Source organism: Candidatus Giovannonibacteria bacterium (genome assembly GCA_016432405.1).
In the GTDB taxonomy this organism is placed as follows: domain Bacteria; phylum Patescibacteriota; class Minisyncoccia; order UBA11713; family 2-01-FULL-45-33; genus MFHE01.
On the sequence record CP066687.1, the window covers coordinates 38,035 to 56,484 of the forward strand.

24 protein-coding genes and 2 tRNA genes are annotated in these 18,450 nt (G+C 47.5%); 6 read left to right on the top strand and 20 right to left on the bottom strand.

The window, feature by feature from the left end; genetic code table 11:
* Positions 1-43: 43 nt before the first annotated feature.
* The 5 genes from fusA to HYW15_00300 all read right to left on the bottom strand — a co-directional run bounded on the left by fusA (position 44) and on the right by HYW15_00300 (position 4,235).
* Positions 44-2,146, bottom strand: a complete 2,103-nt coding sequence (gene fusA, locus HYW15_00280) for an elongation factor G (GenBank protein ID QQG42654.1) — start codon at positions 2,144-2,146, stop codon at positions 44-46.
* Positions 2,147-2,157: 11 nt separating this feature from the next.
* The gene (locus HYW15_00285) at positions 2,158-2,547 is read right to left on the bottom strand and encodes a hypothetical protein (GenBank protein QQG42655.1); all 390 of its coding nucleotides are present in this window, start codon (positions 2,545-2,547) and stop codon (positions 2,158-2,160) included.
* Positions 2,548-2,706: 159 nt separating this feature from the next.
* A complete protein-coding gene (rpsG, locus tag HYW15_00290) occupies positions 2,707-3,177 on the bottom strand; it encodes a 30S ribosomal protein S7 (GenBank protein QQG42656.1) in 471 nt (156 codons plus the stop codon).
* A complete protein-coding gene (gene rpsL, locus HYW15_00295) occupies positions 3,174-3,587 on the bottom strand; it encodes a 30S ribosomal protein S12 (GenBank protein QQG42657.1) in 414 nt (137 codons plus the stop codon). Before rpsL ends, rpsG begins: the two co-directional genes overlap by 4 nt.
* A 27-nt stretch (positions 3,588-3,614) precedes the next feature.
* On the bottom strand, positions 3,615-4,235 hold the full coding sequence (locus HYW15_00300) for a site-2 protease family protein (protein QQG42658.1): 621 nt from the start codon (positions 4,233-4,235) through the stop codon (positions 3,615-3,617).
* Between the two features lie 47 nt (positions 4,236-4,282).
* Here HYW15_00300 and HYW15_00305 point away from each other — a divergent pair, with 47 nt between their 5' ends.
* Positions 4,283-4,489, top strand: a complete 207-nt coding sequence (locus tag HYW15_00305) for a 50S ribosomal protein L28 (protein ID QQG42659.1) — start codon at positions 4,283-4,285, stop codon at positions 4,487-4,489.
* Positions 4,480-4,550: transfer RNA gene (locus tag HYW15_00310), tRNA-Pro, on the top strand. The genes HYW15_00305 and HYW15_00310 overlap by 10 nt, the downstream gene beginning before the upstream one ends.
* A gap of 8 nt (positions 4,551-4,558) precedes the next feature.
* On the opposite strand, the gene HYW15_00315 is transcribed toward HYW15_00310, so the two are convergent.
* The 6 genes from HYW15_00315 to HYW15_00340 form a co-directional block, all read right to left on the bottom strand.
* Complete coding sequence (locus HYW15_00315; protein ID QQG42660.1) at positions 4,559-5,380, bottom strand: hypothetical protein; 822 nt, start codon at positions 5,378-5,380, stop codon at positions 4,559-4,561.
* A 7-nt stretch (positions 5,381-5,387) separates the two neighbouring features.
* A tRNA-Arg gene (locus tag HYW15_00320) sits at positions 5,388-5,459 on the bottom strand.
* 30 nt (positions 5,460-5,489) lie between these two features.
* Positions 5,490-5,972 carry a ribonuclease H-like YkuK family protein gene (locus HYW15_00325; protein QQG42661.1) on the bottom strand — a complete coding sequence of 161 codons (483 nt, stop codon included), beginning with the start codon at positions 5,970-5,972 and terminating at the stop codon, positions 5,490-5,492.
* Positions 5,950-6,570, bottom strand: coding sequence for a ribonuclease H-like domain-containing protein (locus tag HYW15_00330; GenBank protein ID QQG42662.1), 621 nt, complete (start codon positions 6,568-6,570; stop codon positions 5,950-5,952). Before HYW15_00330 ends, HYW15_00325 begins: the two co-directional genes overlap by 23 nt.
* Complete coding sequence (locus tag HYW15_00335) at positions 6,554-6,976, bottom strand: DoxX family protein (protein ID QQG42663.1); 423 nt, start codon at positions 6,974-6,976, stop codon at positions 6,554-6,556. Before HYW15_00335 ends, HYW15_00330 begins: the two co-directional genes overlap by 17 nt.
* Positions 6,969-7,145 carry a hypothetical protein gene (locus HYW15_00340; protein ID QQG42664.1) on the bottom strand — a complete coding sequence of 59 codons (177 nt, stop codon included), beginning with the start codon at positions 7,143-7,145 and terminating at the stop codon, positions 6,969-6,971. Before HYW15_00340 ends, HYW15_00335 begins: the two co-directional genes overlap by 8 nt.
* 18 nt (positions 7,146-7,163) lie before the next feature.
* Between HYW15_00340 and HYW15_00345 the strand changes: the two genes are divergently transcribed.
* Entirely contained in the window at positions 7,164-8,087 is a 924-nt protein-coding gene (locus HYW15_00345) for a hypothetical protein (protein QQG42665.1), read from the top strand.
* Here the strand turns inward: HYW15_00345 and HYW15_00350 are convergent.
* The gene (locus HYW15_00350; protein ID QQG42666.1) at positions 8,077-8,538 is read right to left on the bottom strand and encodes a TrmH family RNA methyltransferase; all 462 of its coding nucleotides are present in this window, start codon (positions 8,536-8,538) and stop codon (positions 8,077-8,079) included. The two genes, HYW15_00345 and HYW15_00350, sit on opposite strands and share 11 nt — an antisense overlap.
* Positions 8,531-9,532 (bottom strand): group II intron reverse transcriptase domain-containing protein, encoded by a 1,002-nt coding sequence (locus tag HYW15_00355; GenBank protein ID QQG42667.1) that lies wholly within the window; start codon positions 9,530-9,532, stop codon positions 8,531-8,533. The genes HYW15_00350 and HYW15_00355 overlap by 8 nt, the downstream gene beginning before the upstream one ends.
* Here HYW15_00355 and HYW15_00360 point away from each other — a divergent pair.
* Positions 9,521-9,928: a four helix bundle protein gene (locus HYW15_00360; GenBank protein ID QQG42668.1), complete on the top strand. Its 408-nt coding sequence runs from the start codon at positions 9,521-9,523 to the stop codon at positions 9,926-9,928. The genes HYW15_00355 and HYW15_00360 overlap by 12 nt on opposite strands.
* Positions 9,929-10,382: 454 nt before the next feature.
* Here HYW15_00360 and HYW15_00365 read toward each other — a convergent pair whose 3' ends face one another.
* The 4 genes from HYW15_00365 to ruvA form a co-directional block, all read right to left on the bottom strand.
* Complete coding sequence (locus HYW15_00365; GenBank protein ID QQG42669.1) at positions 10,383-11,018, bottom strand: hypothetical protein; 636 nt, start codon at positions 11,016-11,018, stop codon at positions 10,383-10,385.
* A 158-nt stretch (positions 11,019-11,176) separates the two neighbouring features.
* A complete protein-coding gene (locus HYW15_00370) occupies positions 11,177-11,944 on the bottom strand; it encodes an SIMPL domain-containing protein (GenBank protein ID QQG42670.1) in 768 nt (255 codons plus the stop codon).
* Positions 11,945-11,952: 8 nt separating this feature from the next.
* On the bottom strand, positions 11,953-13,200 hold the full coding sequence (locus HYW15_00375; GenBank protein ID QQG42671.1) for a UDP-N-acetylmuramoyl-L-alanyl-D-glutamate--2,6-diaminopimelate ligase: 1,248 nt from the start codon (positions 13,198-13,200) through the stop codon (positions 11,953-11,955).
* A 9-nt stretch (positions 13,201-13,209) separates the two neighbouring features.
* Positions 13,210-13,779, bottom strand: coding sequence for a Holliday junction branch migration protein RuvA (gene ruvA, locus HYW15_00380; GenBank protein QQG42672.1), 570 nt, complete (start codon positions 13,777-13,779; stop codon positions 13,210-13,212).
* Positions 13,780-13,799: 20 nt separating this feature from the next.
* On the opposite strand from ruvA, the gene uvrB reads away from it, so the two are divergent.
* Positions 13,800-15,854: an excinuclease ABC subunit UvrB gene (gene uvrB, locus HYW15_00385; GenBank protein ID QQG42673.1), complete on the top strand. Its 2,055-nt coding sequence runs from the start codon at positions 13,800-13,802 to the stop codon at positions 15,852-15,854.
* Positions 15,855-15,868: 14 nt separating this feature from the next.
* Positions 15,869-16,102 carry a 30S ribosomal protein S20 gene (locus HYW15_00390; protein ID QQG42674.1) on the top strand — a complete coding sequence of 78 codons (234 nt, stop codon included), beginning with the start codon at positions 15,869-15,871 and terminating at the stop codon, positions 16,100-16,102.
* 33 nt (positions 16,103-16,135) lie between these two features.
* Here the strand turns inward: HYW15_00390 and HYW15_00395 are convergent, their stop codons facing one another.
* The 3 genes from HYW15_00395 to HYW15_00405 are packed head-to-tail and all read right to left on the bottom strand — an operon-like array spanning position 16,136 to position 18,439.
* The gene (locus tag HYW15_00395) at positions 16,136-17,008 is read right to left on the bottom strand and encodes a hypothetical protein (GenBank protein ID QQG42675.1); all 873 of its coding nucleotides are present in this window, start codon (positions 17,006-17,008) and stop codon (positions 16,136-16,138) included.
* 2 nt (positions 17,009-17,010) lie between these two features.
* Positions 17,011-17,967, bottom strand: coding sequence for an ABC transporter substrate-binding protein (locus HYW15_00400; protein QQG42676.1), 957 nt, complete (start codon positions 17,965-17,967; stop codon positions 17,011-17,013).
* A gap of 1 nt (position 17,968) precedes the next feature.
* Positions 17,969-18,439, bottom strand: coding sequence for a response regulator (locus HYW15_00405; protein QQG42965.1), 471 nt, complete (start codon positions 18,437-18,439; stop codon positions 17,969-17,971).
* Between the last annotated feature and the right edge of the window lie 11 nt (positions 18,440-18,450).

The following is an 18,450-nucleotide window of genomic DNA, read 5'->3' on the forward strand; positions in this document are numbered from 1 at the left end:
ATTTTTTCTTCTTTCTCTGTGTTTTTTTCGTCTTCGTTTTCCATTATTTCTTCCCCTCTTTAATCAGCTCCGCAATGTTTGCCGGAACTTCTTCGTAATGAGAAAATTCCATAGTGTAGGAAGCGCGGCCTTCGGTCATGCTTCTTAATTTTGTCACATAGCCGAACATTTCGGAAAGCGGGACTTTGGCGTCCACAACCCGCGCGTTGCCCCGCTCCGACATATTTTCAATTTTTCCGCGCTTGGAAGAAAGGTCTCCGGTTATGTCCCCCAAAAACTGGTCGGGCGTCACCACTTCCACTTTCATTACCGGCTCAAGAAGAACGGCTACCGCGCGCCTGACTGCTTCTTGCAACGCGATGGAGCCCGCGATTTTAAAAGCGGCTTCGGACGAATCAACGTCGTGGTATGAACCGTCGTAGAGCGCGGCTTTTATGTCCACCAGCGGGAACCCGGCCACCACTCCTTTTTCCAGCGCTTCTTTCACGCCTTTTTCAACCGCCGGAATAAATTCCTGCGGAATAATTCCTCCTTTGATTTCATTTATGAATTCGTTCCCCTTCCCGCGCTCATTTGGCTCAACTCGCAACCAAACATGTCCATACTGCCCCCGTCCGCCCGACTGGCGAATATATTTTCCTTCTGCCTCCGCCGTTTTTTTAACGGTTTCTTTGTAGGCAACCTGCGGGCGCCCGACATTTGCCCCGACCTTAAATTCACGCTTCATCCGCTCCACGATAATTTCCAAGTGGAGTTCACCCATTCCGGAAATAATCGTCTCCATTGTCTCTTCGTCCCCTTTGATGCGGAAAGTTGGGTCTTCTTCTGAAAGCCGCCTCAAAGCCAGTCCCATTTTTTCCTGGTCTTGCTTGGTTTTGGGCTCAATCCGCAAAGAAACCACCGGTTCGGGGAAAATAATTGATTCCAAAGTAATCGGATGCTCCGGATCGCAAAGCGTGTCTCCGGTCTTTGTATTTTTTAAACCAACGATGGCGCCAATTTCTCCGGCCTGCATTTCTTTAACCTCTTCTCTGTGATTCGCGTGCATGCGCAAAATTCTCCCCACTCTTTCTTTATCTCCAGTGCGCGTGTTTAACACATACGACCCCGCCGGCAAAGCGCCGGAATAAACCCTGAAATAAGTAAGCTGCCCCACGTAAGGGTCGGTCTGTAATTTGAAAGCCAAAGCGGCAAACGGCGCTTCATCTTTGGACTCGCGAAAAATCTCTGTTCCTGTTCTCGGGTCGGTTCCTTTGACCGGAGGAAGGTCGGCCGGCGAAGGAAGATAGTCAACGACGCCGTCCAGCATCAGCTGCACTCCCTTGTTTTTCAAAGCCGAGCCGCAAAAAACTGGGATAAGTTTGTAAGACAAAGTCGCAGCGCGCAGAGTTTGTCTCAATTCGTCCAAAGAAATTTCTTCTCCACCCAAATATTTTTCAGTAAGCGCGTCGTCCTCTCCGGCAACGCGCTCAACCAATTTATGCCTCCAAGTTTCCGCTTCCGCTTTTTTGTTTTCGGGAATTTCTTCTTGAATAATATTTTCTCCATGCTCGCCTCCAAACCTTATAAATTTCATCCGCATAAGGTCAATTACGCCGGAAAAATCGCCTTCCAAGCCAATGGGGATGTTCACGGCCACCGCGTTTGGAGTCAGGCGGTCCAAAATTGATTTGAAACTTTTTTCAAAAGAAGCGCCTATTCTGTCCAGTTTATTTATAAAGCATGTGCGGGGGACTTTGTATTTATCCGCCTGCCGCCATACGGTTTCCGATTGCGGCTCAACGCCCGCGACTCCGTCAAACACAACGACGCCTCCGTCTAAAACCCTTAAAGACCTTTCCACCTCAACGGTAAAATCAACGTGTCCGGGGGTGTCTATAATATTTATGCGGTGTTCGTTTTTCTTATCCCTGGGCAAATATGACGGGGTCCAAAAACATGTCGTGGCGGCGGCGGTAATTGTAATCCCGCGCTCCCGCTCCTGCTCCATCCAGTCCATAATCGCCTCGCCCTCGTGCACCTCGCCGATTTTATGCGAAACTCCGGTATAAAAAAGCACCCGTTCGGTTACGGTCGTCTTCCCCGCGTCTATGTGCGCGATAATCCCGATATCGCGCGTCCTTTCTATCGGATATTCCCGCGCCATAAAAAATAAAATTAGATAAGAGAAGCTTTTATGTCCTGCAAAAGCTTTTCTGCTTTATTTATTGTATCTTTACTTATCGCTCCTCTCCCCTCACTCCTTACGCGTTGTAACAAATCATTCAACTCTTCCCGAAAACGCGATTTCTGATTTTCGTCAGAAACATTGTTTTCAATAATTCTATCAAGGTATCCTACAACCGGCGTAAACCACCATGTTACGGAGTATTTGTTGTGGCTCCATTTGCGCTTCTTTTCAGCGAGCTCGCTCCCAATCTCGGGTTCTGCGGTCTTTTCCTCATTTGTAAGCCAGATGTCCGGATATTCCCCAAAATCATCCAATAAATGATCAATTATTTTCTTTGCTTCTTCTCTCGGATCCAATTGTTCCTTGCCTCCTTCCATAAAATTTTCAAATTTACCCCCACATCAACTTATATTTCTAAAGATGCGCGTATTCTCAATCTAAGCTGCGCAAAAGCCATCGACCTTAACTTCAAATTTGATTCTCTGTCTACTTTGCTCCTTAAAACATAAACATAAAACATAAGTTGGTGTGGGGGCTTACCAGGCGAAATGCGCGAAGGCGCGGTTGGCTTCGGCCATGCGGTGGGTGTCTGTTTTTTTCTTGATGGCGGCGCCTTCGTTTTTCGCGGCCAAAAGAATTTCCTCGGCCAGTTTTTTAGCCATCGGCTTGCCTTTTTTGGCGCGGGAGGCGCCGATAATCCACCTGGCCGCCAAAGCGAATCCCCTCTCCGCAGAAACCTCCCTCGGCACCTGATAAGTCGCTCCGCCGATTCTTCTGGGGCGGATTTCCACCAAAGGCGTCACGTTTTTCAGCGCTTCTTCCAAAACCGCCACGGGGGTTTCAGTTTTTTTACCCTTTTTTATCTCTTCAAAAACGCCCTCCATAACTTTCTGGGCGGTTGTCTTTTTGCCGGAAAGCATTAAATAGTTGGTAAGTTTCGCCACCAGCCGGGAGCCATAAACTGGGTCTGGCCTCAATTCTCTTTTTTCTTTTTTCTTTCTCCTCATGCTTTTGGTTTCTTAGTCCCGTATTTACTGCGCTGTTGTTTTCTGCCCTCAACGCCAGTTGTGTCCAAAACCCCGCGGACAATATGGTATTGCACCCCCGGAAGGTCCTTAACGCGCCCGCCACGTATCATTACGACCGAGTGCTCCTGCAAGGCGTGCTTCTCGCCGGGAATGTATGCGGTTATTTCCATGCCGTTTGTGAGGCGCACTCTTGCTACTTTTCGCAAAGCGGAATTCGGCTTTTTGGGCGTCATAGTTTTCACCGCCAAACAAACCCCTCTTTTGAAAGGAGACGGATAAAAACGCGGCCGGTTTTGGAGCACGTTAAAAGACTTGGCCAAAGCCACGGACTTCGCCTTGTATTCCATTTTTTTTCTGCCTTTTTTAACCAACTGATTTATAGTAGGCATATTGTATCGCAGTTTATCACACTTCAATTAAAAAGCAAAGCCCGTAATCAGGCGGAACAAAAACGCGGCGACTGGCAAAATTATGCCCGAGAGAAAAAATATAAAAATCACAAGGATAATAAGCCCGTATCTTTCAAAAAATACTTCCAAATCTAAAGCGCGCGCCGGTAGAAGGGCAAAAAGAACTTTGGAGCCGTCTAACGGAGGTATGGGTATAAGATTAAATATCGCCAAAATCAGATTAAGAAAAACGATGAAGATGGCAATTTGCAAAAATTGCGGCGGCAAAGCCAGCGCTCCGGAGAAACGAATCAGCGCCCCGAAGACAAGGGCAACCATTATATTGGAGAGGGGCCCCGCCGCGCCGACCAACCCCGGCCCATATTTCTGACTTCTTAAATTGTAGGGATTATACGGCACCGGCCGCGCCCAGCCAAAAATGAACCCGCCAAGAAGATAAGTGATTGTGGGCAAAATCACCGAGCCGAAAGGGTCAAGGTGCTTGAGGGGATTGAGCGTGAGCCGGCCTTCGTCTTTTGCGGTGTTGTCTCCCATCGCGTAGGCAACGGCGCCGTGAGAAACCTCGTGGACAACAACGGAGAAAATCAAAATCAGAATTTGAAAAATAAACTCCAGCGCTTGATTCATGTATAATATAATGCTAATTTACGAATGATATCCGAATATCACAAATTATGGCAAAAATTTGCGCGATTTGCAAAAAGGGGTCGGTTGTCATGGGCACAAGGCGGCTTTTGCGCGCCCACTATAACCCGACCAAAAAATCGCGGAAATATCCCAATCTCCAATGGGCACGGCTTCCCTCCGGCAGCCGCATCAAAATCTGCACAAGATGTATGAAAGCCGGGAGGCATTTGAAGCTTAAACGGAGCGGGCCATAGTATAACGGCAGTACGCACCCTTGGGGTGGGTGTGGCGGCGGTTCAATTCCGCCTGGCCCGAAAGATTGTTTATATTTTTTGGCACCGCGGGCAGAAATAGCCGGAGCGGCCGGAAATTTTTTTGCGGATAATTCCGGCGCGGCATCTTCGGCAGGGCTCGCCTTCTCTATCGTAAATAAATCTTTTTTCAAAATAAGCCCCTCGGGTTCCCTCGGGGTGCAACCAATCGCGCATCGTAGTGCCGCCGGACTTTATGCTGCGGTTTAAAATAAATTTGATTGATTTCCACAAATTTCTAACTTCTAATCCGCTCAAACTTCTAACTTCTCTTTCTGGATGGATTTTCGCGCGCCACAAAACCTCGTCTGCGACAATATTTCCGACTCCGGCAAGATTTTTCTGGTTGAGCAGAAATGATTTGATCTTTGTCCCCCTTAAGGTAAGGGGGATTAAGGGGGTTATGTATTTTGTTTTAAATAATTTCCTAAAATCCCGCAGAGATATTTCTAACGCGTCCTTTCCCAATGTCTTAAAATACGGGTCGCCCAAAACTTTTTTGGAATCTCCATACCAAACAACGCCGAATTTGCGGACGTCGTGAAAAACCAAATCCCCGCCCCCACACCTATCGGATAGGTGTGGGGGTAAACCGGAAAGACAAAAGGTGCGGCGAATATGCTTATCGCGCGTTCCGTGAGGCACAATCAAAAGCTTCCCGCTCATTCGCTGGTGAAACCCCAAAATCTTTCCGCCCGAAAGACAAATTAAAATCGCCTTGCCTTTGCGCTCTATATTTAAAATCTTTTTTCCGCTTAAGTTTAAAATCCGCTTGCCCACAATAAGCGGCTTTAGTTTTCTTACCGTTGTTTCCACCTCCGGCAATTCTGGCATAATTTTGCGTCCTCGCCGAGATTCGAACTCGGATTTCAAGCTTCGGAGGCCTGCGTCCTATCCATTGGACGACGAGGACAATCTCAATCTCAACTTAGACGTCGGATGTCTACGTGTGCCGGTCGGCGACGATTGACGCTCCGAAAGAATTGGGCTTGATTATAGCGTCAAAGCCGTAGCCCCTTACCATGCCGACGACGCCGTCTATGAATTCGCGCGTGGGGCCGTTTTCGCCCACATCAATGTGAATCTGGTCGTTCCAGAAAAATTCATCCCCCAATTTTTCTTTTAAGCGCCCGCGGAGCTCCTGCGCCAAAGTTATGGAGCAGATGGTTTCTCTGTAAATCCGTTCGCGGAGAGTATTGCAACGCGTTTTTTCGGAGCGCGTCCAAAAATGAATCCCGCCGTTCCCCACCCGCCAGATGGTCACCGCAGTCACAAAATTTACTTCGCTTCTCGCGGCAGAATCCGTCCCCACGATGATTTTGTACCGCCGGGACGGCTTTGATTTAACGAAATCGTAAATCGCCTGAACGACTTCTTCCAAGCCAAGCTCCGCTCCCAATATGTTAAAAAATTTTGAGTTGGACATTTTTTTCTGTACCTGACTTCTCCGGCTTATTCCAGGCCACCGGTATCGCCACCCTGCCGCCGGCGCTTCTTGAATAAAAAAGCACGTGGCCGTTCTGCCTCCCGAAGTCGTAAAGGTTTTTTGTAATCTCCACATCCTTCAGGCAGTATTTTTTAATTTCGCCCATTTTCCCTTCTTTATACCATTTCAGCGCCTGAAGTCCATCCCCCGATTTCCTGACGCCCAGAGTCGCCTCCGCCAAGCTGTCCAGATAAAGCCGGTGGCCGAGCGATTTTTTTACGTCGTCCATCAAGTCCAGCGCGGGCAAATTTTTTAAATTCCAGGAAATGTAGGGCTGTAAAACCGCCAAATCAAAATGGCGGATATTAAAGCCGACCACGCGGCCGGCTCTTTGCAGCAATTTCTCAAACTCCGGAATTTCATGTTCCTCAAAAGTCAAGTATTGGCCCAGTCCGTAAACATAAGCTCCTACCACCGAAACTCCGAGTTTTTCGAAACTTCCTCCGTCTCTTGCGGAAATCCCGGCCTCATTGAAAGAACGCTTGGTTTCAATGTCAAAAACAACGTCGTCCGAGTCCATATTATAAAGGCAGGTCAAATGACCATGCCCCGGGACCAAGGACGAGCAAAGCCAAAAGAGCCAGTAAAATCAAAAAATCAAATTCTCGCCCGCCTGCCGGCGAGGCAGGCCCGCCGACAAACGGCTTCCCGCGCTGAACCCAAAAAATAATAACCAGAAATTCTATCGCCAAAACCAGCGCCGCGAGTTGCGTCAAAAGCCCTAAAATCAAGCCAATTCCGCCCAAAAATTCAACCAATGTCACCAGCCACGCCCAAAATTTCCCCGGGCGGAATTTCATTGACTCAAGCCATCCGGCAAATTGGACTTTGTCTGAAACCAATTTCTGCCAGCCGTGCGCCAAAAAAATTGCCCCCAAGGCAAGTCTCAAAATTGTTGGGGCATAGAAACTATAGTCCAAAAATTGCGGGAGGATGCTAAGCATTTTTTTTGTTTCTTCCTAAAATCTCATCTATTCTTTCCTGGCGCTCTTTTCTTTTTTTGATCTCGCTCTTGGTTTCCAGTTCCGCGCGCAAGTTCCTAAGCTCCCGCAAGCCGCGCGGATTTTTTTCCAAGGCAGGAAAAAGCTCGCCCTCTTTTGGTTTTTCACCCATAAGTGTAATATAGCAAATATGAACAAGGATGTCATGTGGCTGATATTCGTGCTTATAATAGTAGGCATTGTCTTCGGCTTCCAAAGAAAAAATATAAATCTGTTCTCGCTCAAAACCGGCACCGAATCAAAACCTTCCGGTTTGTTTCCGGAATCTCCAGAAGCCCCAAGTGTCTCATCGGTAGGAACATCCGCGCCCGGCGCGATAACACCATCGGCTCCGGCGCCGCAAACCCCATCCGGGAGCGCAAACCAGACAACGCCAGCGAAAACCCCGCCCGCGCCGGCTCCTGCGCCAACTCCCGGCGCGCCGCCCGCTCCGGCAAAGCCGCCCGCACTGCGATTGGGCCTCGGGCAGGCCTATTCCACCCAGCCAGAGCAGGAATACGTCGTCCTGGAGCATTTTGATTTTGACAATAAGCAGGCGGCGAATATTTCCGGAATGAAACTCCAAAATAGAGACAGGGTGTCCGGAACCATCGGCAAAGACGAATACGGCGGAAACATTGCCCTCAACTACGGAGAGCGCGCGGCAATAGTGACGGGCATAAGCCCGCTCGGAAAAAATTTCAAACTGAATAAATGCTCCGGATACTTCAACCAGAACAACTCCCTGCCGGTTTACGCGTCCTGCCCGTCGCTTTCCGACTTGCCGCAGCCAAGGAATCTGAATAATAAATGCATACAATACACAGAAAGTTTGGGAAGCTGCGTTGTACCCAATATCAACGCCGACACCGGCATTGATAATACCTGCGCAGAGTTCGTAAGCCAGCACGCAAGCTATGTGGGGTGCGTCGCCGACCACAAAAACGATTCCGATTTTGATCAGCGCCAGTGGCTCATTTACCTCGGCAAAAATGCCGAGATGTGGGGCAACCGCCGCGACCTCGTCCAGCTCTTTGACCAGCTGGGGAAGTTAATTACGGAAATTAGTTACTAAGCGCGTAAAGCGCGATGCCGGCCGCAACTGAAACATTCAGCGATTCTTTTTTGCCGCGCATGGGGATTTCTATAATTTTGTCGCATTTTTCAAGAACCGATTTCGGAATGCCGCTGACCTCGTTGCCCAAAATCAGCGCGATGCCCGACTTGGAAGTCCGGCTTCCAAGTGAAAACTTTTTAAGATTCAGCGACTTTTTTGACTGCTCCAAGGCGATAATCTGAATTTTTTCTTTTTTTAAGCGTTTTATTAAAACTGCGATATATCGCAGTTTTTCCCATTTCATGTATTTCTCCGCGCCCAGCGCGGTTTTTTGAAAATCTTTCCGAAGTTTTCCGAAAATATCGTGCGGCCCCGGCGTGTAGCCAGTTAAATAAATTTTTGAAACCCCCATGGCATCCGCCGTCCGAAAAATAGAGCCGACATTATGCAAACTTCGGATATTATGCAAAACCAAATAAATTTCCCGCTCTAATCTTTTTTTGGATTTTATACGTATTTCCATGTTTCAACAAGCCGAAATAAGAATTAAGTGTTTCGGAAACTAGATTCTCACTTAATCTTTTTATCATCCTTCTTTTTGTGCTTGTCCGCAATACGCGATGGTCGGAAAAATTTACCCATCCCAAAAAATCAACGCCGGAAGCCAAAGTTTTAATGAATAATTTGTCCGGATGTAAATCAAGTTTCAGCTTTTCGCATAAAAAGTTTTTAATCTGCAGAATAAGGCCTTCCAACCAATTCTTATTTTCAGAAAAAATCACAAAGTCATCCGCGTAGCGAAGATAATATCTGGCTTTAAGTTTGTGCTTCACAAACTGGTCAAACTCATTCATATAAATATTCACAAACAACTGCGAGGTTAGATTGCCCAACGGCAAGCCGACATTCTGCCTAGTTGAAGAAAAACTCTTTATAACCTGTTCGAGAAGCCATAAAATATCCGAGTCCGGAATATAAGATTTTAAAGTTTTCATTAAAACCTCGTGGTCAATGCTGGCAAAAAATTTTCTGATGTCGCACTTCAAAACCCAACAGGTTTTGGTGTTGTTCCGGCTGACTTTCCAAGCAAACGCGCGAAAACGGTTGAGGGCTTTGTGAGTTCCTTTTTCAAGGCGACAGGAAAAAGAATCAGCAATAAAAACCCTGTCAAAAAACGGATAGAGCTTGCGGTAAATCGCGTGGTGCAAAAGCCGGTCGCGAACGCTGGCCTTATGGATATGCCTCGGCTTAGGGTCAAAAATATGAAAAGATTTATAGCCGCCGTGCTCGTAAGTATGCTGGGCAAGGTCGTTATGAAGAGATAAAATATTATCCATTAGCCGCAAAGAAAATTCTTGAACATCGCGCTTGTTTCTCTTGCCGCGCACAAATTCCCGCCAGGCCTCTAGTAAGTTTTCTATACCAATGATATCCTCAAAATTATGAGTCAATTGAGTTTTCATAAAAATTTTTCCACTACGCCCCCCCCCCGCAGGGTTTTACCGCTTCTTGAAAAAATAAAAAGCGCATATTTATTATGGTACAGTTATTATCAAATTTTGCCCAAACCACACAGGCATTCTCTTGGTCAGCGAATTGATACGCTTTTTATAGAAACAATCGAGGCAATATCAATTGCCGCTTTTTTGGCTCGCCAGGAAAAACAGCCATATATCCGTCTTGCGATACGAAAAGTTGATACGTTAAATATACTTTTAATGATTCTTTGGGAAACCAAATCGCTGGAAAATAAAAAATATGCCGCATTGTCGATAAAAATAATCGAAATTGGTAAAATGCTTGGGGGATGGAGCGGGCAAATTTTAAAACAAAACTCTCCCAAAACGGGAGAGAAATGAAGAGATTTGCGAAACGGCAAACGCGAACCCATTGTCACGATTCCACCTATTGTCAGGCCTGTCGTTGTACGCGTTCAACCAGCGACCATCATCATTGCGGTTCGCGTTCAGCAAGTTCGGATTGCCATCGGAATCGCACGAAATATCGTCCATGTCACCACCCCTCGAATACTCTCGGGGTTGAATCGAATCCGGCATAGCAATGCCTTAATATCTCGCGCCAAGTATCTTCTTTTTTTGAAGTTTCTGCATGCACCACTCTATCTGCAACCGTGATCGCAGATACTCTCGATGCATGGATACTGGGTTCGGTAGCGGGAAATATAAAATTTATCTCCCGCATATTCACCTACTACCACTCTGGATTTTAACATAAGAAAAACCCCCGCATCCACTATTTCTAGTAGACACAGGGGCAGGACTAAGACCAAAGGACCTAAAAGATCACAGTGTCTTAGTTTTGAGGGCTAACTTGCGAAACGGCAAACGCGAACCCACTGTCACGAGGCCACCTAACGCCAGGCCTGTCGTAGTACGCGAGCAACCAGCGACCATCAGCATCGCGGTCCGCGTACAGCAAGTCCGGAAGGCCATCGGAGTCATTGATGGGTTCGTGCATTGCGACGATCCACCAAAGGCCCATGGCTTTGATCTCCTCGTCCGTGAACTTCTCACGGATGAGGCAAGCCACTTCGGCGTTCGGCTTTTCAAGCTTGCGCTTGTCGGCCTCGGCGCGGATCTTCTTCGTGATCCGGTCGTTGTCCTCGAAGAGCATGCCATTGAGAACGGCGACTTCAGTCGTTACGCCTTTGGTCGGCACGAAGCTCGGCGAACGGAGCACCTGCTTGGCGTAGTCACCCACGCGGAAGCCTTTGCTCTCAAGCCTGGTGACCCAATCCTCGCCAGTCGTGCCATCGCTGATGACCGAGAAGTAGATGACGCCGTCTTCCTTGCGCCACGAACGGGTCGGTTCGGAAACCGAGAGTTCGTCGCGGAGAAAACGGAGCGCCATGTCGTGGCCACCGAGTTTCTTGACGATGGCGTTGAGTTGGCCGGCGGTGAGGTCGGCGGATGCAAATTCTGTACTCATATATGCCTCCTTGCGCTTATTTGCGCGTTTTCGTTTCCCTCTAACCCGAGGTGGGTGGCATTCACCAAAAGTCACCATGAATCTTGGCAAATTAGCCTATTTCAATGTCTTGCTCCATTATACACCCATGAAGTGGGTTTGTCAAGCCCACGTTGCGCTTAGCGAATTTCGTAAGTCAGAGTAACAAAAATATTGATTTCATTCTCGCCGGAAGGCAGAGCGGGGAAATCTCCGCCAAGGCCAAATTCAACCGCCTTTCCGTAAATCGGCACAGGAGGCGGAAAACCACCGCCGGATTCGGAATACGAAACTAATTTTTTAAGATTGATATTTAAACTTTTAGCGAGCTTCGCGGCTTTTTCTCTTGCATCTTTAATGGCCGCGGCTCTCGCTTCTTCTTTTGCCGCCTTCGGGTCGTCCACCGTAAATTGAATGGAGCCAACCTGATTCGCGCCGAATTCAGCGGAGCGCGAAAGTGTGCTGCCCACCTTGCCAAGGTCTCTTATTTTAACTTCAAGATTTTGATGAATTTCATATCCTCTGAATATTTGCGTCCCGTCTTTATAATCATACCTCGGGCTTATGCTGTAAGAAGTTGTTTTGACGTCTTTGTCTTCCACCCCTTCGCGCTTTAGCATCTCCAAAACTTTGTTTATGACGTCTGTCGCGGAACGCTGCGTTGAAACCAAGTCGGCGCCCTGTTTTACAACTCCGATATTTACAACTGCCACGTCCGGCTTAACAAAGACCTTTCCTTCGCCGGAAACGCTGATTGTGGAGGACGGAAACGGCCGGTTGGTCCCGTTAACTTCATTCCACGTGCGCGCGCCGAAAAACACAATGAGCACGGCCAAAAATATCACCAGCGCCCAAAGCGCCTCCTTCGGCGGCCTGATATGCAAATATTTTGATTCGTTTATTTCCATAGCCATTATTATAATCTGGAAAGTTCCTCTCTTGCAACTTCCCTGTCGTCCCACGCTATCTTTGTCCCATTAGGCCCCATAATCCATGGCTCGGCGCCTTTGCCTGTGATGATTACCGTGTCGCCCGACTCTGCAGATTTTATTGCTTCGCGAATGGCTTCTCTTCTATCCAAAACTTTCTTGTAGTTTTGGGTTTGGAATTTGTTTAGAAATTTGGAATTAGAAATTAGAAATTGCGAGACGCCTTTTTCAATATCCTCCAAAATAGCCGAAGGCAGCTCGTCATACGGGTCCTCATTGGTCAAAATAATTTTTTTGCAGAATCTGCCAGCGATTTTCCCCATCTCCGGCCTTTTCCATTTGTCGCGCCCGCCGCCCGCCGAACCCAAAACGCAGATTAAATTGGGCCGTACGCCGTACGCCGTATGGCTTAAGGCGATATAAACTTTTTCCAGCGCGTCCGGAGTGTGCGCGTAATCCACCACCACAGAGAACGGCTTTTTTTGAACAAATTCCAGCCGCCCCGGCACGCCTTCTATTTTCTCCAGCGCGCTTTTTATGGCGCCGAAATCAACTCCCAAAAGTTTCGCCGCGTGATACGCCGCGACAGCGTTTTCCAGATTGAAATCGCCCAAAAGTTTAAGATGAATCCCCGGCGGCAAATCTTTTTTTGAATAAATTATGCGGTTTTGGGCGGGAATTTTTAAAAAATAATCAATTGAAGGGTCATCGCCGTTTAAAATATGGATTTTAGCTTTTTTGAAAAGTTCAGCTTTTGCAGCGCGGTAATTTTCAAAAGTCCCGTGCGACTCTATGTGCTCCGGAGTGACATTGGTCAGGACTGCCATGTAAAAATCAGTCCCGACGTGCCGGAACTGCTTGATTCCTTCAGAAGTAACTTCAAGCACAGCGTACTCGCAGCCAGCGCTAAGGGCCTCTCTCAAAAATTTTTGCAGTTTGAATCTGCCGGGCATTGTCATCTTAAGCGTGTTTCTCCACTCCCGCCCGTTTATGCGAAATCTCAAAGACGACGCAGATGCGGTTTTTTCTCCGGCCTCTTCCAAAATAGCCGTGACAAGATGCACCACTGTGGACTTGCCGTTGGTCCCGGTGACTCCTACGACTTTTAATTTCCGCGATGGGAAATTATACAGCAGAGCCGCTAACCAAGCCAAACACTTGTGATAATGCGGCTGCAATGCCCCAAAAATTTGTTTGGGAATCAATCGCTTGATAAAATTCAAAAGCGCCTCCATTCTATTTTTCTATTTTCCTAACATTTTCAGAGCTTCTTTTAACCTTTTTTCGCGGCCCTGGATGCTCGCCGGAATTTTTTGAAGCATTTCACGGGCTTCGCGCTGGGAATACCCCAGGGCTTCCAGCGCGTCCAAAATATCAGTATCTTCTTTAAATTCTTCCCCGCCTAATGAAACTTTTCCGAATCCCATTTTGTCTTTCAATTCCAAGACAATTTTTTCAGCTGTCTTTCTGCCGATGCCGGAAATCTTTGTCAGATAAGATGTATCTCCGGACGCAATCGCGCGTTTTATTGTGTCTACCGGCGCCAAAGCAAGCACGCCCAAGGCCGACTTTGGGCCGATGCCCGAGATCGAAATCAAAGATTCAAAAAACTCCAGCTCGGCTTGGTGCGAAAATCCGTAAAGCTCAAGCGCGTCTTCTTTTACGTGAAGATGGGTCCAGAACTTGGCATTTTCATTTACGGAAATTTTATTCGCGGGCGCCGGCACAAAAATTTTATAACCAACTCCACCGACATCCAAAACAACATGCCGCTCTCCCTTAAACAAAACCTTGCCTTCTAAGTGTCCAATCATTACTATTACTATACTACAAAATGACCTTATTTAAACTTCACGAGCCCTATAAACCGGCTGGAGATCAGCCAAGAGCGATTAGTGAATTGACCCGGCTTTTGAAATCTAACAACCGGCACCAAACTCTGCTTGGCGTCACCGGCTCGGGAAAAACTTTTACGATGGCGAATGTCATCGCGAATTTAGGCCGTCCGGCTTTGGTGATTTCGCACAATAAAACTTTGGCCGCCCAGCTTTATCAGGAATTTAAAACTTTTTTCCCAAAAAACGCCGTGCATTATTTCGTTTCCTACTACGATTACTACCAGCCGGAAGCATACATCCCGCAGACGGACACTTATATAGAAAAGGATGCAAAGATAAACGATTTCATTGACGCGATGCGCCACGCGACTACCGCCACGGCTCTTACGCGCAGGGATTTCGTGATTGTCGCCTCCGTTTCCTGCATCTACGGCATCGGCGACCCATCTGAATACGAAAAGGCGGCGCTTGAGGTAAAAGAGGGTATGCAGATTTCGCAGCGCGCTTTTTTGAAAAAATTAGTTGAAATGCAATACGAAAGAAATAATTATGATAGGCTTGCCCCGCCATCGGCGGGGCAAGCCGGAGTTTTCAAAGTGCGCGGGGAAGCGGTGGAAATTTTTTCTCCGGCCGGAAACTCGATAATTCGGATTGAGTGGAATGGGAACACTATAGAAAAAATAAGCGGGGGCGGAAAAATTTTCCCCGCAAAACATTTCGTGACTCCGCAGGAAAAATTGGAGCTCGCGCTGGCTAACATAAAACTTGAACTGAAAACCAGAACCGCGGAGCTCAAAAAAGAAGGAAAATTATTGGAAGCCCAAAGAATCACCCAGCGCACTAATTTTGATTTAAAAATGCTCCGCGAGACCGGCTACACGCACGGAATAGAAAACTACTCGCGTCAGCTCGCATTTAGAAAAGCAGGAGAGCCGCCGGCCACTTTGCTGGACTACCTGCCTGCCGGCAAGGCGGGTTTACCGGATGATTTCGTAACTTTTATTGATGAATCGCATATGTCTATCCCCCAAATCCGCGGAATGTACAGCGGGGACCGCGCGAGAAAACAGGTTTTGGTTGATTACGGCTTCCGCCTGCCGTCGGCAATAGATAATCGGCCATTAAAGTTTGAAGAGTTTAATCAAAAAATCAGGCAGGTTGTTTATGTTTCCGCGACTCCAGCGCCCTACGAACTGAATCTCTCGTGTCAAAGAGAAAGCAACCTCTCCCCCGGTCTTCTCTCCTTCGCAAATTCGTATCATTCGCATACCGATTCGCAACATTCGTGTTATATCATTGAACAAATCATCCGCCCGACCGGGCTTTTGGACCCGCGCCTTGAAATCCGCGGCACGGCAAACCAGATGAAGAACGTTGTGTCAGAAATAGAAAAGCGGGCGAGCCGCAAAGAAAGAGTTCTGGTTACCACTCTCACCAAACGCATGGCCGAAGACTTGGCGGATTATTTGAAAGAAAAACCCGCCTCGCCAGCAGGCAGGAATATTAAAGCCGAATATCTTCATTCGGATATAAAAACTTTGGAACGGCACAAAATTTTAAGAGATTTGCGGAAGGGCGTCTACGACGTGATTGTCGGGATAAATCTTTTAAGAGAAGGCATTGATCTGCCGGAGGTGTCTTTGGTAATAATTTTAGACGCCGACAAAGAGGGGTTTTTGAGGAACGCCCAAACTTTAATCCAAACCATCGGCCGCGCCGCGAGGCACACCCAAGGAACAGTAATAATGTACGCGGACACGACGACCGATTCAATGAAAAAAGCGCTGGAGGAAACCGGGCGCAGAAGAAAAATTCAGGAAGAGTACAACAAAAAACATGGCCTGACGCCGCAGCCCATTCAGCGTCAAATCGGCGAGAACATATTCGGCGCAGAATCAGCAGTTAAAAAATTTGATTTAACAAAAATGTCCAAACAAATGTCCCGCGAAAAACTAAAGCAGGAACTGGAAGAAGAAATGCTGGAAGCCGCCAAAAATCTGGACTTCGAAAAAGCCGCCGAACTGCGCGACTTGATTAAAACAATCAAATAAATTAAACTCCTACTATGCCAATAACTTCATCAGCCAAAAAAGCGTTGAGGCAATCCGGCCGGAGGCGGGAAAGAAATTTGGTTTGGAAAGCCAAATTAAAAAGCGCCGTCAAAACAGCCGAGAAAGACAAGTCGGCGGAATCGCTGCGCCTTGCCTACAAAGCCATAGATAAATCCGCCAAAAAGGGCCTCACCAAAAAAAACAAAGCCGCAAGGATGAAATCCAGGCTCGCGAAACTGGTCAAATAAAAATTTTTCATAACCCCTGCTTCGCCGGTTATTTCATTTATTCATCGAAAAAATAAGCCGCTCCAAAATCTCGTAAGAGTTTTTTGGGTCCCTTCGCATGGCGGATTCGGCTTGGATGCCCTTGAAATACGCATCGGCCATCTTTTTTTGTTTTATTTTCCAAAGTAAAGGATAAATAAGCCGTTGCAAATCCTGCCCCGAGGCCTCCGCCTCTTTAAGAGCCAAAAGCGCGCGCGACAACGGCGCCGAGACAAGTTTTTCAACAAAAAGGAATGGGCTTGCCTTGGCACCAAGTTTTGCAAGGACACGCATATCCACCTGCTGGCGGATTGCTCTGCTCGCGCCGTCGCGCTGCGCAAGGTCTTGCAAAACTTGTGCCTTCGGCGGTTCGCTCAAACTCATCTTCTCCAACTCATTCTCCAGCGCCCACTCCGCTTCCCTCCCCGCCCCGGAAACCATCGTTATTTTTCCTTCCCTGCCAAGTTTTACTCCCAGCTCTTTTGCCCGGCGGGCAAGCCACGCCTCCAAACCTGCTTTTTCCAAAATTTTCATCTCCTGAATCTTTTCCGCGTATTTTTTAAAAAACGCCAGCGCCTGTTTTTCCGGCTCACGCTCCCAAAAAACAAAAATGTTTCCGGATTCTTTTAAAAACTTTCCGTTTTCTTGAAGAATTTTAAGCATTCCTCCGTCAGCGCCCGAAATATTTTTAAATATGACCAGCCGCGCGCGGGAAAAAAGACTCTCCTGCCCAAGGGCGGAGTAGAGGTCAGAAGCATTAATTTCCGAGCTTTCGCCGTCAAATTCCTCAAGCGGCAAATTGCCGCGTTTCTTTAAAAACGCCGCCTTAAATTCCCTTATCTTGCGGAGTGCCTGATAGGAATTTGGCCCGAAAAGAAAATAAATCATTGTTATTCAACAAAAATATTTTCTTTGGGCGGCTCCGGAATGAGATTCAATTCAAAGGCCTTTTTTACAAGAGCGTTATGCTCTTCCGGCAACCAGGCAAGGGGATAAATTGCCGGCAGGCGCTCCTTCATCAGGTTGATTTCTTCGGGCCGCTCAAGTCCCAAAATGCCTTTATACTCTTCTATTAACTGCGTGTTTTTCCGAATGAAGATTGCCGCTTCCAAAACGGCTTCTCTTAAACGTTTAACTTTATTCGGATTCTGCGAAATCCAGTCTGCGTGGGCCGCCAAATCCACGAATGGTATGACGGCAGAGCTGGTAATGCCACCCCACTCCCTGCTCAAATTGACTACTTCCCTATAATTGCCGGTTGCCAAAAACCGCGCAGTGGCAACCGCGTTTAAAAACGCGGCCTCTACTTCTCCGTTTGCCAGACGTTGCTCATTTTGCGGAAACGAGCCGAAAACGAGCTTAAAATCGCGCTCCAAATCCAACCCAAGCGTTTTCATCCCCACGGCATGCATAGTGTAAGACGCGCTTCCTTTGGGATGCATGGCAACTCTTGCTCCTTTAAGGTCCTCAAATTTATAGTAGGGAGACGCGGCTTTCACCACCAAGGCCTGGTTGGTTTGATAGGTAGACACAAACGCGCGCAGCTTTATGTTTTTAGCTTGATTGGTAATTGCAATTGACAGCGGATTTATGGTGCCGACCTCAACCCCGTCTACTTTTTCAATCAGGCGACGCTCGGCTTCGGATGGAGGAGAAAAAAGAACGTCCAATTTCAATCCATGTTTCTCTGCAATCCCTTTGTCCTGTAATACTGCCAGTAAAAATTTCAGGTTTTCGGCGTCCGCAAAACTAATTTTAACGGTTTCAACATTATTTAAATCCCACCAGTACCAGCCGGCGAATGCCGCGGCAACTACGATTGCCAAGATAATGATTTTTGTAAACATTCTAAAAATACTTCTTTTTTAAAATGACCTTTATTTTGGAAATTATTTCCCCCGGAGTGAAATGGGCTTTGACCATGAAATCCTCCGCCCCGCCAGAGACGGCCCGGTCCATGTCTTCCTTTTGCCCGAGATTTGAAAGTACGATTATCGGTATTGAAGAAGTGTTTTGGTCGCTCTTCATGCGGCGCAACACTTCAAAACCGTCCATGCCGGGCAAAATAAGGTCAAGCAAAATCAGGTCCGGGCGGTGTTCTTTGGCCATCTTCAGCCCTTCTTCGCCGTCAATCGCCTCAAATGTGGCAAAACCTTCTTTCCGGAGCTTCTGAACGATTAAATCTCTTAAAAACTTGTCGTCCTCAACCGCCAGAATTTTGACTTTTCCGGATTGCGCCTTTCTGTTTGTCCCTTGCGGGGGCGCTTCCGTTGGTGCAGCTTGCGCTTGATAACTGTTTTTCTTTTGCTCGCTAGGCACGCCCAGTACCT

What these genes read in the sequence shown, in the direction of transcription:
- fusA (QQG42654.1), bottom strand. Translation starts at nt 2,146, where the DNA reads ATGGCGCGGGAATATCCGATAGAAAGGACGCGCGATATCGGGATTATC.
- HYW15_00285 (QQG42655.1), bottom strand. Translation starts at nt 2,547, where the DNA reads ATGGAAGGAGGCAAGGAACAATTGGATCCGAGAGAAGAAGCAAAGAAA.
- rpsG (QQG42656.1), bottom strand. Translation starts at nt 3,177, where the DNA reads ATGAGGAGAAAGAAAAAAGAAAAAAGAGAATTGAGGCCAGACCCAGTT.
- rpsL (QQG42657.1), bottom strand. Translation starts at nt 3,587, where the DNA reads ATGCCTACTATAAATCAGTTGGTTAAAAAAGGCAGAAAAAAAATGGAA.
- HYW15_00300 (QQG42658.1), bottom strand. Translation starts at nt 4,235, where the DNA reads ATGAATCAAGCGCTGGAGTTTATTTTTCAAATTCTGATTTTGATTTTC.
- HYW15_00305 (QQG42659.1), top strand. Translation starts at nt 4,283, where the DNA reads ATGGCAAAAATTTGCGCGATTTGCAAAAAGGGGTCGGTTGTCATGGGC.
- HYW15_00315 (QQG42660.1), bottom strand. Translation starts at nt 5,380, where the DNA reads ATGCCAGAATTGCCGGAGGTGGAAACAACGGTAAGAAAACTAAAGCCG.
- HYW15_00325 (QQG42661.1), bottom strand. Translation starts at nt 5,972, where the DNA reads ATGTCCAACTCAAAATTTTTTAACATATTGGGAGCGGAGCTTGGCTTG.
- HYW15_00335 (QQG42663.1), bottom strand. Translation starts at nt 6,976, where the DNA reads ATGCTTAGCATCCTCCCGCAATTTTTGGACTATAGTTTCTATGCCCCA.
- HYW15_00340 (QQG42664.1), bottom strand. Translation starts at nt 7,145, where the DNA reads ATGGGTGAAAAACCAAAAGAGGGCGAGCTTTTTCCTGCCTTGGAAAAA.
- HYW15_00345 (QQG42665.1), top strand. Translation starts at nt 7,164, where the DNA reads ATGAACAAGGATGTCATGTGGCTGATATTCGTGCTTATAATAGTAGGC.
- HYW15_00355 (QQG42667.1), bottom strand. Translation starts at nt 9,532, where the DNA reads ATGAAAACTCAATTGACTCATAATTTTGAGGATATCATTGGTATAGAA.
- HYW15_00365 (QQG42669.1), bottom strand. Translation starts at nt 11,018, where the DNA reads ATGAGTACAGAATTTGCATCCGCCGACCTCACCGCCGGCCAACTCAAC.
- HYW15_00370 (QQG42670.1), bottom strand. Translation starts at nt 11,944, where the DNA reads ATGGAAATAAACGAATCAAAATATTTGCATATCAGGCCGCCGAAGGAG.
- HYW15_00375 (QQG42671.1), bottom strand. Translation starts at nt 13,200, where the DNA reads ATGGAGGCGCTTTTGAATTTTATCAAGCGATTGATTCCCAAACAAATT.
- ruvA (QQG42672.1), bottom strand. Translation starts at nt 13,779, where the DNA reads ATGATTGGACACTTAGAAGGCAAGGTTTTGTTTAAGGGAGAGCGGCAT.
- uvrB (QQG42673.1), top strand. Translation starts at nt 13,800, where the DNA reads ATGACCTTATTTAAACTTCACGAGCCCTATAAACCGGCTGGAGATCAG.
- HYW15_00390 (QQG42674.1), top strand. Translation starts at nt 15,869, where the DNA reads ATGCCAATAACTTCATCAGCCAAAAAAGCGTTGAGGCAATCCGGCCGG.
- HYW15_00395 (QQG42675.1), bottom strand. Translation starts at nt 17,008, where the DNA reads ATGATTTATTTTCTTTTCGGGCCAAATTCCTATCAGGCACTCCGCAAG.
- HYW15_00400 (QQG42676.1), bottom strand. Translation starts at nt 17,967, where the DNA reads ATGTTTACAAAAATCATTATCTTGGCAATCGTAGTTGCCGCGGCATTC.